This is a genomic window from Pseudomonas sp. B20, assembly GCF_020515755.1.
Lineage (GTDB): Bacteria > Pseudomonadota > Gammaproteobacteria > Pseudomonadales > Pseudomonadaceae > Aquipseudomonas > Aquipseudomonas syringae.
In genome coordinates this window covers 75,730-87,753 of sequence record NZ_JAHPJG010000004.1, presented here as the reverse complement: position 1 = coordinate 87,753, position 12,024 = coordinate 75,730, and the positions used below count along the sequence as shown (strand labels likewise).

Below are 12,024 nucleotides of genomic sequence, written 5' to 3'. Positions count from 1 at the left end.
GTGACAGCTTTTAAACAGAAGCAAGGTAGAATTATTTTAGAATGGATAAGAAAATCAATCATGCTCTTAGTTCGAAGATACACGTTATCAAAACCTATCCATCAGCGAAATTATATTTAATAAAATACATTCTTTAATAAATCCAGCATCTGAAAGCATATCGATGCTTTCCCCATTGCCGCGAAGGCCGCTAGCAAGACCCCTCCCGCAAAACCTGACTCGCTCCAAAATGACTGCAACCGAACATGGCCAGCCACTCGCTTTTCGTTGTAATTAAGGTCTTTAGAAGCGAGTAACTATATCCTTTCGTTCGCCATTAAAAGCGAACGAATTTAGAAGCGAGCCTAGCTTAGCAGAGCCGCTTTCGGCAGCCGAGCATTAATCACTACACGTATTCTCTCCAAGGGCCTTAACCATACCGGCTTTGCTATCGTTCAAGGCCTGATGCTTGTCTTGCAACCCACCACGGCATGCCAGTGGATCATAACTTGCACGATTCCGAACTAACTTCTTGATAAGGGCATCCACTTCTTCGTATGGGCTCTTCAATAAAATCGTTGGCAATGCTTACACTTGACGGGACTCAGCCAACACTAGCAGCAACTTTCTTCATCGCTTACGACCCTCTAACGCATGCCACTGCATGGATCTGAAACCGAAGCACCTAGCTCAGATAGAGCAAGTGAAACCTCATTAAAAACTTCCAATGACACACATTATGGTGAAATCGAGCCAAGAAACTTACTTACTTCCTCAAATCCTAATCTCACCATAGTATTAATCGCATCTTCAGCCATATCTAGATCATAGCAATCCCACAATGATATCAAACATCGTTCGACTCGCCCCTAAGCCCAACCTCTATAACGCTATAAGCATGCCATTGCCTATCACTTAGCTCTAATAAAGACCTTACAATAGCAGACCTATCTACAACGCCAGACTCAAGGCCTTCTAACAACTCTCTAAATTCAGAATCAAGGTCGCTATTAGTCATAGTCTCTGGCAGCGCAGCGTAGTAAGCAGACCCTTTCATATCTAAAAACCCACCGACACATGTGTTGAACTAGAAGGCTTTCTCGACGACAAACCATCTTACCCCAGCAGCTTACCTCCTATTATTATTTGCGTTGCCCGTCCACAACCTAAACTAGAACCAAGAATTTTTCACCAGCGCTTGCATGAGGCGCATGTCATCTTACTTCGACATTCCATTCTGTGACTCTATACTGAAATTTTACTACCAGTTGCAACCGTAACCGACGATTGGAAACTATTTGGGGTCCCGCGCGGTAGCAATTAGCACGATTATTCGAACCGCACTTTTCTGGATGTGCTCGACGCAAGCTCGGCTTGTGCAGGCACTGATAGCCATTGAACGATCGTTCAACATCTTCTCGTAGTCAGTAATGATCGAGCGGATGTTCTGCTCTGAGCAACCTCTCCGCTAAAAGATGATCAAAATTGCTCTACTGTCTGCGGCTTTCCGTCATCGAGTTATGTCCTATCCTTGTGACGACGGTCGACAAAATATACGTCTCGGAGATAATTCATTGCATCACAAAAGCCTTCACAGAAGCCCAACGCTTAACAGTCCAAAAAACCGCGAACAAAATAGTCAAAGGCCCGCCAACTACATAACACACCCAAGCCGAGTCGGTCTTGAATAAAACCGAGAAAAAAGCGGAGATCATAACTGAAAAAAACATACTTACACCTAAAACCATGCTTAACAAGGCAAAAGACATAAACAAAAAATATAGATACTTATTTCTTTTCATCAGAAACCTCTTTATAGCTCCTCTGAATCGGAAAAACTTTGCTCGGAACGCCAGTATCAGATGCAGCAAGCAATCGTATATTGTCCAAGCTGTAAATCGCTCCATCCTTCTCAACCATCCGAAATAGAAGGCTAGTCATCTGGAAATCTCCGCTCTAATTTCAACCCCTCAATTGTTGACTGGAGAGCTTGATCATACTCGAAGGCGCTCGAAACTCTATCTTGCATAAACTAAATACCTTTCGAGCCCGCATAAAAATTCAAGTTATCAGATAGCACAGATGATAGCCCTGCCTGTGGCTGCTACTCCTATTGCACCAGCTAATCAAGCGAAAATCGTGAGAAGCAAAACGACAATTTTTTATCCTCGATACCACTCAATTGATAACACATCCTATCGAAGCCAGAATCCAGCTTATTAACGTTCACGTGCATCAACTGAGTTAATCCGCAGCCAAAATCACGAGACGTAAATTGGCTAATATCTATGATATCTGATACTAACGACATCAGCCCCCACCTTTTCAGAGGCCGAAATCGATAGAAATAAATCATATCCCATCCCGTCAATATTTAACTCGATACCAATTACGTGCAAGTAATTACGAGCAAAAAGAAGCTCATTCAATTCTGGAAGACTAATAATTATTTATTCTCGTCTCTTTTAGATACATGGCCTGGACCATAAGCCGACTTTTAAATTACTAAGGCCTGTCCCACTTTGCAGGTTTGACGCTAAACTTAAGCCACTAGTAGCTAGACTATCTACCTTTCCGGCAGCGCCACGAATTGCTTTTTCACCAACTGGTCAGACGACATTGGATTGAGCTTACGCCATGGTATCTTTGGATACATTTCCTGTACGAGCAAACTCTATAAAAACAGTGTAAACAAGTTCTAAATCACGGGTGACCGACCTAACAGAATACATATCACCTAAAATACTGACAAATTCGTTTTTCGAGTTGAGAGCAGTTAAAGTTCTCACATCATGTTCACCCTCGCTACCATATTCGCTAAGCATCAGTAAAAAATTTCCACTCTCGACATACAACACCAACTCATAGGGCTGACCTTCGCACTCTAACTGACGGCGCATGGTGATAACCCCTGAACGCTCACTGATAAAACTTAACACATCCCGAACAACAAACTCCTCAGGATCCACGACAACTTCTAGCTGATGGCGACCGCTATTAGAGTCAATAATATGCCCTCCAAAAATCATACTCATGGCACCTCCTTAATCGACCGCATTCCCGGCACCCAATTATATTTTTTGGGTAGTCCAGTTACGTCATCCATCGCTTGAACAGTTAAAGATTTCAATCCGGCTTTTTCTGCCGCCGCTGCTATATCACCTTTGCAAAAACCACACACGTCTTTACCTGCAACGTTCATGGCCATATCAGCCCCCTGAGTCTTGCCAGCATTATATGCCTGCTGTATGACTCCAATTTCTGCATGAGCGTCGGCCATATTTCCGTTCGGCAATGGTTTTCCTGTTGCTTCAATCTTGGTCGCTACTCGGTCAGCTATCAGGGTTGGCTCCTCTGGATTTGCCTGAGCGATTGGGCGAGCGGTTTGGTTTACATCAGTAAATGCTGCATCCCCAATTTTACCCTCGGCAGTGACAACCGGAGAAATGCCTTTTTCACCTGCAGCAAAAAACGAACCAGCCTTGCCTAGTATAGCGCCTAAACCTAAGCCAAAAAGCTCCCCCGCCACGAACTCGCCCCACGCCTTTACGAACTCGGTCGCAGGCTGAACACCCTCAAATCCTTCACCTCGCGCGAGCGCCCTTCCGGCCTCAGCCATCTGCTCAGGTGAGGCTCCCTGGTTTTGCATGTACTCCATTTGGGTAGTCGCCGCTTGCCCATAGGCGGCCAAACCTGGTGGCAGATGATCACCGAAATTGTACTGGGTAGCATTCTCCGCCACCCATGAAGCTGTTTTCAGGCTCTCACCATCGGCTCCGCTCTGCGTGGATGCGGCGAGTAAACCCACCAACTTCGAGCTCATGCTCAGTAGATTCGGATCGGCTTTCACGAGCTTATTGAGATCTGCCACCAAGGCCTCGTTAGCACCCGCTGCTAAAGCACCAGTTTTGAAGTCACCTCCACTGACTTGGGCCAATAACCCGCCGACCATGGCGTGGACCACGGTCTTCTGCAGACTGCCGTCGGCAGCTGGAACGTAATCCCCAACAGCATGGAAGCTGGCTGCCGCCAAGGTATTGAACAATGTGCTTTGCAGCGCATCACCCAAATCACCGCCTTGGCCCATGATCTTGCTCAGTGCCGTTGACGTGCCGTTCTGTAAGCCTTGGTTTGCCGCGAACTGACCAATCCCTTTCCAGGTACTAAGGTTGGTAGTGACTTTGCCAGTCAAAGGGTCCGTCGTGGTGCCAGTCCAATCATCGAAATAGCCCGCAGTCAGGCCCGCCGTGACGCCAGAAATGGCATACCCCTTGAGGGCGTCACTAGAGGTCATATCTTTGACGACGGCACCGAGATTGCCCTTATTATTAATCGTACTGACTGCAGCACCACTGGCGGCGGAGGTCACCACGGCCGTCAGCGCGACATTGCCCCACCCAGCGGCAGTTGCCGCTCCGGCGGCGGAGGTGCCAGCGGCGGCCATCGCGGTACCTGAACCTGCTGTAGCCCCGGCCGCCGAACCCAATGCAGCACTCGCTGCGCCCGCTGTTAAAGCAGTCACGATGATCATGATGGCCAACACAGCGCCCGCGCCTAGACCCGAGTGGCTATATTTAAAGCTTTCGTGTACCTCTTGGACCTTACGCCAGTCGACATCCCCACGAGCCTCAGCGTCCTTCAACCACACCAGGCTCGGATCGGCTTGCACCATGCTATCGATGGTCTCGCTCACTGACTTCTGGTCGATCTGCTTGAGATCAATCTTCAAGCCATCGGCAGCTTTGATCGCTAATTCGCCTTTGGCCACCAGCTCACTCTGGCGCAAGGTTTCGTCGGTATTGCCCTTGCCTTTACTCGAATTCCAGGCAAGGTCACTTTTGCTCTTCTCATGACTCTCCTGATGCAGGTCCTTAACGCCCTCAAACGTAACCGCACCACCACTTTCAATCGTCAGGTCCTTGCCACTCTCCAGCTTCGCAGCTTGGTACTTCTGATCTCCCCCACTCGACAGCAGCAAATCACCACCAGTGGTAATTTCACTGCCGATGTTTTTCACATCAGTGATTTCGTCACGCTTGGTTTTCTTCGCCCCAAAACTCCCCTTCTTCTTTTTGTCATACAGCGAATAATCACTGTCCTGCGCAGCCAAGATGTCCAGGTTTTCACCGGCAACCAGGTACGCCTCTTTACCCGCTGTAATACGGCTGGAGATCACGGCGAGGTTCTGGCCAGCCTGCAAGGCAACGCTGCCTCCCGCTTCAAGATCGGCGGCAACCTGGCTGACGTGATCTTCCTGGCGGGTCAGTTTCTTGCTTTTCGACAGGGAGTGTTCTTCGTCTGCCGCAGAGCTGATGGTGAGGTTTTCGGTCGCGGCCATGGCGATGTCGCGCTTGGCGTCGATCTGGCTGGCGATGACGGAGATGTCGCGTCCGGCCTGAACGGTCAGGTCGCGCCCGGAACTGGCGGTGGAGCCCAGTTGGGTGATGTCGCTGCTGTTGTGTTTGCTGTCCGAGAACAGGCTGTTGGTGACTTCGGTCGGGGCGATGGTGACGTCGCGTCCGGCCTGGATGCTCATGTCACGACCGCTTTCCAGCACGCTGCCTTTGTTGATGACGTCGCGGCCTGCCGAAATGCTCATGTCGTTGGCGGCTTCGATGCGCGCGGCGCTGTCGGCGAACTCGTTGTGGCGCTGACCACGTGCACTGTTGTCCATCGAGGTGACGCTGCGTTCGTTGATCACATCGCCATTGATCGAGGTCAGTGATACATCGCGACCTTTGATGATGCCGCCAGCGGTGTTGATCAGATCATTGCCCGCCAGCAGATCGAGCCGGTTGCCGGTCTCTATCAGGCCGGTGTTGATCAGGTTGTTGCCTGCGACTGCCGAGAGGTTGTTGGCGGCGTGCAAGGTCCCGACGTTGTCGAGGTTCTGACCAGCGATCAGTGAGACGTCGTTACCCGCAATCAATGCCCCGGTCGGACCAAGGCGATTGTCGGCCTGTGCCAGATACAACACCGGCACCAGCACTTTCTCGCCATTCACCTCGTGCTCTTCGAGCCAGACGATGTCGTGGGTCAGCGCTGCGACTTGTTGTGAACTCAGCGACACGCCCACAGCCAGGTTCAGTTTATCTTTGCTGGCAATGGCGTTGTTCATCAGGTACTTGAACTGAGCCTCGTTGGAGGTCTGTCCATCGATGAACGCCTGACCGGTTCTGGCCACAACGGCTTGTTGGACAAGGCGTTGTTCATACAGACCATCGCCCAGGCGCTTGGCGCTGACTTCGGGATCGTAGCCCAGACCTGCGAGCAGGTAATCCGAACTCATGAACTGCTTGAGTTCGGTGAGGACCGGGTTGGTTTCGATCAGGTATTTTTGCGGTTTGGAGACGAAATTGCTGCTTGGCAGGCCTTCTACTCGGGTAACGGTTTGTGCTCCCTGTCGCTTCAAAAATCAGCAATCATCTTAGACTGACTTTGGAGACACACTAACTGAACCCAAATATCTTTTTACACCAACTATATTTTAAGAGACACAGAAAATTCCGGCCCGAGCTCGCTCCTCAAATCCATAACTAATCGCTCCCCCTCGAGTTTAAAATCACGCTCCAACCCCTCACTCTTGAACCCGGAGTTTGGCGGATATTCAACGTCCAGTATTTCGTCATAAATTGCGACCCATTTCAACAGACTCTCCTGAAGATCTTTAGAAATCGGAAGCTCGCAAGGAGCCATATCCCCATACTCACCAGGGGACATATTCCAAATCGGATAACACTGATAATCCGCCATTAAGAAATTTGTTGCGCAGATGCTTGATGCTTTAATCGCTCAGGCCACGACCAAAGCGAGCAGCGAAGGAAGGAAGGGAGGTTTTGCAGTAAGCAGATAAAACAACACCGGCGCGAGGCCGGTGCAATTCCAATCACATTTACAGAAAATACCAGTGCGAGTCCTGCTATCGAGACCAAGCAAAATATCTACATATCAGGTTATGGATATATGCCGACCCGCTCAAGCTCAGAGAAAAAGAATTCCATACCTTCCCGTATGCTATCTGTGTCTTTTCTTATTATAACATCGTTACTTGTCGACACATTTAAAATAAAAGTATAAATATTACACTCTCTTTCACCATCTACCTTAAATATGAAAAAACCCTTATTTTTCATCGCCACCAACTCTAATATTTGAATAAACCCCTCTAGCCCAACGCTATCCATACTTGGCGAACCGAAACGGGCCGCATACTTTTCAGAAAGCTCATTAAAAGACATTAATCCAGCCCTCTTAATGCTTTTGAAATATCTTGGACATTAGTTAGCTTCCCCGTCGCAACCTTATCCACAACATTCCAAATAATTTGTTTTGGCGGGCCATCCACGCCGTTTTTTATAATCAACTGTTCAACCACTTCAACAGCAGTCCGTTTATTTCCATTATCAAACAGATGCCCGCCAGCAATATCCCTGATCATTGAGCCAGCCTTATTATAAAAACCATCATAATTGGCAGCATTTGCAATAGCCGTATCAACCTCTCTGAATGAAACTGAACCGCCAAACTGTGAATTTATAGCAGTGATGTCGTCTGCACTTAAGCCGACCTTGAAACCACCAAGACCTGTTCCACTTGGAAGGCTTGACGCTGAACTTAAGCCACTAGCAGCTAGATCATCTACCTTTCCGGCAGCGCCACCAGTTGCTTTTGCACCATCTACATAGTTTTAATCTCTGAAATAAGAGCCAAAAACTCAGGTTCGGTTAACTCAAACTCCTCACCCTCGTCCATTGCCATCAATGTAAGTAGTGCGCGATCCATAGATGACGTAATTTCCAGACCATGATCTTGATAAATTTCGAACGCCAACTTAGAAACCCTGGCGACATCGAAACCTTTGACCAGTGTTCTTTCCAGGTCCATAGCTAGATCAGTTTGTGAATACATTATTTCCAGCTCTCCAATTCTGCACCTGTAGGAGGATAGTGCTGCGCGCTAATTGGCTGCCCATTAATGCTTTTAGGGTGAACTCGAATGACATTTCCTGAATGATCATAGCTTTCCATCCACTGCCTAGTGGAGCCAGTCGCAGGATTATACTCCGTGGCAAACGATGCGCCACGGGTAGCGCCTTCAGTTCGAGCAGGTACTTCCTGTGTGTAATAACGAATTCGTCCATCAGGGAGCGTCTTTGTGACAGCGGCTGTCTGTTGTGCTTTCTGCAACCCTGAAAGCTTTGCCCTCAAAGCAGCTTGAGCATTAATACTTGCTGCCTCACTTGATATTGCTGCGGTTTCTTTTGCCCCTTGTCCTAACGGCTCGCTCCTTTGCCCACCTACCGCAGCTTTTGCACTCAGCCCCCCCATCACTTCGAGGGAACCGACCACCATGTTGCCTACCGCATTCCACGTATCGCCATCGACCGCCTGCCCTGCGCCATATTTGAATTGCGCAGCGCCATTGATCGCAGCAATGCCCCGGATTCCAATTCCCAGCGGCCCTGACAAGGCATATATAGCAGGACCGCCAATATTCGCCAACCCTTGCTGCTCATTGTTGACCAGCAGAGTGCCTTTTGCGTTAGCGTAAATCTGCTCCTCGGCAGTCTTGGTCCGGAACCAGCTCAACTGGGCGAATACGCCATCAAGCTCAGCTCGTGCAGCGTCGCTGTAGGCGTTTTTGGCTTCGGTCGTGCCTGCGTAGGAAAAGCCCTGAGTTGCAGGCGTGGTGCTTTGCAGGAGATTGGTCAGCCTAGCCTGTGCTTGCTCTTGGCCGACACTTTTCGTCAATTCGTAAGCGTATACCTGAAGGTAGGCTTGCAGCTCCGAAAGATCGGCCTTGGTCAAAGACTCGGGGTTGGTTTTGTAAGCGTCCAGCAGATTATTGCTGCGCTGATCCGACTTCTCGAGTGATACCAGTTTTCTCGCAGCGTCAATCCCCTGATCTTTTTCGTAAGCCTCTCGTGCGCTTTTTCTTTCCTTGGTGTCATGGTCATTCAAGAAATTGTATTGCGTTGAGTTTTTGGCTATCCAGCTACCCTTGTCAATCGAGTTTGCATCAGCGTCTCTCTGAGTGGCAGCGGCCAGGGCGCCTACTATCTGAGAACTCATGGTCAGTAAGTTTTCATTACCATTGACCAGGCTATTCAGGTGTACAACCAAGGCTTCGTTAGCACCTGCAGCCAACGCACCAGTCCTGAAATCTCCTCCGGTGGCCTTTGACAGCAGACCTCCCACCATCGCATTGTCAGGCCTGCTCACTCTCTTCATCCGCTTCGGAGTCCAGAGCGGTTAACAGAGCCTCAACGGGGTCGTCAGGAAGGGGTTCAGCCATGGTTTGGCTGGCTGTGTTCTGACGCTGCAAACGTGCCGGATGGGTCGAGGTATGAATTTCCTTGAGCGCCCGGATACTGACCTGGGTGTAAATCTGCGTGGTGTTCAGGCTGACATGCCCGAGCATGGCCTGGATGAAACGAATATCGGCACCGTTCTCCAGCATCAGTGTGGCCATGGTGTGGCGGAACAAATGGCAACTGCCACGCTTACCAATGTTGGCTTTTTCGATGTGTTCGCGCACCAGTTGCGTCAGCCGATTGGGGCTGAATCCTTCGCCCTGCTGGGTCAAAAACAACGTGCCATCGTCCTGGCCCAAAACAAAATGGGGCCGGACGTCGTCGCGGTATTTGGTGATCCAAGCCAGAGCCCGTTCACCGATGGGAATCATGCGGTCTTTTTTGCCCTTGCCCTGGCGAATCATCACCGTACCGCGCTCGTAATCGATGGCGCTCCAACTCAGACCAATCAGCTCCATACGGCGCATGCCGGTGCTGTAGAGGGTTTCCAGCATGGCCCGGTCGCGGATGCCGGTCGGGGTTTGGGTGTCCGGCACATTGAGGATGCGTTCGGCTTCGTCGCTGCTGAGGATGTGTTTCGGCAAACGCTGTTCCATCCTCGGTAGATCGAGGTCAGAAGCCGGGTTGTAAAGAATACGGTTGGTTTTGGTCAGCCACTTGAACAAGACTCGAATCGGCGTGATGCGCACAGTTTGACTACGAGCTGATAGCGCTTCGCCATCGGCTTTTCGATACAAAAAAAGATGACGTTGGTAGCGCTCTAAAATCGGTCGGGTAATTTCTTGTGGCCGGGTCAAACCTCGTTCATCACACCAGCGAATAAACGCAATCAGCAGGCTTTCGCGATTGCCGACGGTGCGTTCGGAATAACCACGTTCACGCTGGCATTGCAGGAACTGTTTCATCTGAAAATACAGGCTGCCGGGATCGCCCAGCGGGCCGATAATTTGTTCCGAAACTCGCTGCTTTTTGCTCTCGCCTTTTTTCGGCATAACCACCTCGACTTAGACGGCGCTGGACAACGCGGAGTGGTTTTTTTGTGGCGACAGGGTCAGTGGTTTTTCGTTCAGGCCGACCGCTTTCGGCTCAAGGCCAGAAACGGCGTGGCTTTGCGCGTGGTTCAGGGTGTCCGACTGACTACAGACCATGGCCCGACCTGAGCCCGACCGTTTTTCTGAATCCCCCGACCGAGCGGATGTGTTGTCGAGTTGGTCGGCATCGATCAAGCCCATCAGGTGCGGTTGGTTGCCACTTTTGCCGTCATACGTGAGGGTGTATTCATGGGCTAACCCCTTGCGGTGCAGCAGCAGGTATTCCAGTTCGGTCAGTCGGCCCAAGTGGATTTTCAACTGGGTATCCCCCCAGCCAGTGGCCTCGCGCACGTCCTTGCGACCGAACCGAAACTCTTTTTCTTTGAGTCCCTGCGCCTGACTCCGGGCCTCGACCCAGCCTTGCAAAAGCTCCAGCAACCGCCGCGTTTGCGGCGGTAGTTCGTCCAGGGTGCGCCCAAGAATGTCGTGGGCCAGCCGATTGGCCAACACGATGTCGCCCTTCGTGACCTCGATGTAAGCCAGGGATTTGCCGCGATGCTCGACGTGTTTGATCGGGCGTTGATGCTGATGCAGCAAGGCAATGCAGCGAATCAGCGTCAGGTACTTCATGTGGTCGCGCCGAGTGCGGGTTTTGTCCGAAAGAAACGTCAGTTGATCAGCAAACGGATTGACCACCGCCACGGTTTTGATCAGGCGCTGGGCGTTCTGATGCAGGCGAGTAATCGCCTGTTTTTCAGCGTCGGCCAGCAGGCCGTCGAGGGTTTGTTTTTTACGTTGGGCTGCGTGAATGGCTTCGGTTTGTTCGCGGCTTTCGTTGATGGTCAGCACCAAACAGCGGTTGAGCAGTTCTTCGTCCACGTCGATCGCCGTGGTGGTGAGCATCAGCATCACCGGGCCTTTGACCGTGTATTGTTTGGTGATCAAGTTGCCGGTGGCTTCGTCCTTACCGGTGCTGGCAATGGTCAGTTCGCCGTCCGATTGCAGCAGTTTCAAGGCATAAGCCGCTTGGCGTACACCCTCTTCTTCGGCGATGGCCAGGATCTTGTGCTGCAGATCCGTTTCGCCGAGATAAAACAAACTCTGGCCGGTCATGGCGCTGTATTGGATGCGTTCTTCTTCCGGCATCAGGTTTAGAACCGCGTCCATCAGCGAGCTTTTGCCTGCCGCGCTTGGATGGGATGATTCTCAAGTACCAGGCATCAAAAATCATGGGGGCGGATAACAGGAGCCGACCACCCAGTGCGTAACCAGAAAAAAGGGCCGATCTGAAAGAATAAACCGGCCCCCCCATGCTTCGCAGCTGCGTATAGCAAAAGCTATACGCCATACGTCAGTGTTTATTGGGTGAAACCTGCATTTCGTATTACAAGTGTATAGCAGCACCTAGAAGACAGAAACCGGATAACTAATTGATACATATAGAAAATATCCACCTCGCGAGAGGTGCGTGTTGTGTATTGAGATTTTGCTCCTGTTAAGGAGCGAAAAATCATGCTCAAAAAGGGCGTATTGAGCAGCTAGACCGTAGGTCGTCAGGGTGGGTGCAAAAGGGATGCAACTTGACTGCAGAAAGGATGCAAATAGGATGCAAGAAGGCGGCAAAAAGGGTGCAGACAGGGTGCAAAAACACCGGCGCAAGGCCGGTGCCATATCAACTCAGACCCCTTAAAATTTATAATG

At 50.4% G+C, this 12,024-nt stretch carries 7 protein-coding genes and 1 pseudogene; all 8 read right to left on the bottom strand.

Features of this window, described 5'->3' with window-relative positions:
* Positions 1-2,609 precede the first annotated feature (2,609 nt).
* Positions 2,610-3,014, bottom strand: coding sequence for a DUF6911 family protein (locus LIX91_RS05470; protein ID WP_226488089.1), 405 nt, complete (start codon positions 3,012-3,014; stop codon positions 2,610-2,612).
* Positions 3,011-6,097 (bottom strand): DUF637 domain-containing protein, encoded by a 3,087-nt coding sequence (locus LIX91_RS05465; RefSeq protein WP_226488199.1) that lies wholly within the window; start codon positions 6,095-6,097, stop codon positions 3,011-3,013. The genes LIX91_RS05470 and LIX91_RS05465 overlap by 4 nt, the downstream gene beginning before the upstream one ends.
* A gap of 835 nt (positions 6,098-6,932) precedes the next feature.
* Positions 6,933-7,217 (bottom strand): hypothetical protein, encoded by a 285-nt coding sequence (locus tag LIX91_RS05460; protein ID WP_226488088.1) that lies wholly within the window; start codon positions 7,215-7,217, stop codon positions 6,933-6,935.
* Positions 7,217-7,417 carry a hypothetical protein gene (locus tag LIX91_RS05455; protein WP_024647991.1) on the bottom strand — a complete coding sequence of 67 codons (201 nt, stop codon included), beginning with the start codon at positions 7,415-7,417 and terminating at the stop codon, positions 7,217-7,219. Before LIX91_RS05455 ends, LIX91_RS05460 begins: the two co-directional genes overlap by 1 nt.
* Positions 7,418-7,656: 239 nt before the next feature.
* Positions 7,657-7,863 carry a hypothetical protein gene (locus tag LIX91_RS05450; protein ID WP_183131395.1) on the bottom strand — a complete coding sequence of 69 codons (207 nt, stop codon included), beginning with the start codon at positions 7,861-7,863 and terminating at the stop codon, positions 7,657-7,659.
* A 23-nt stretch (positions 7,864-7,886) separates the two neighbouring features.
* Positions 7,887-9,185, bottom strand: a pseudogene (locus LIX91_RS05445) (hypothetical protein); the annotation flags it as partial.
* 1 nt (position 9,186) lies between these two features.
* On the bottom strand, positions 9,187-10,284 hold the full coding sequence (gene xerC / locus LIX91_RS05440) for a site-specific tyrosine recombinase XerC (RefSeq protein WP_226488086.1): 1,098 nt from the start codon (positions 10,282-10,284) through the stop codon (positions 9,187-9,189).
* 12 nt (positions 10,285-10,296) lie between these two features.
* Complete coding sequence (locus LIX91_RS05435) at positions 10,297-11,490, bottom strand: hypothetical protein (RefSeq protein WP_226488085.1); 1,194 nt, start codon at positions 11,488-11,490, stop codon at positions 10,297-10,299.
* Positions 11,491-12,024 lie beyond the last annotated feature (534 nt).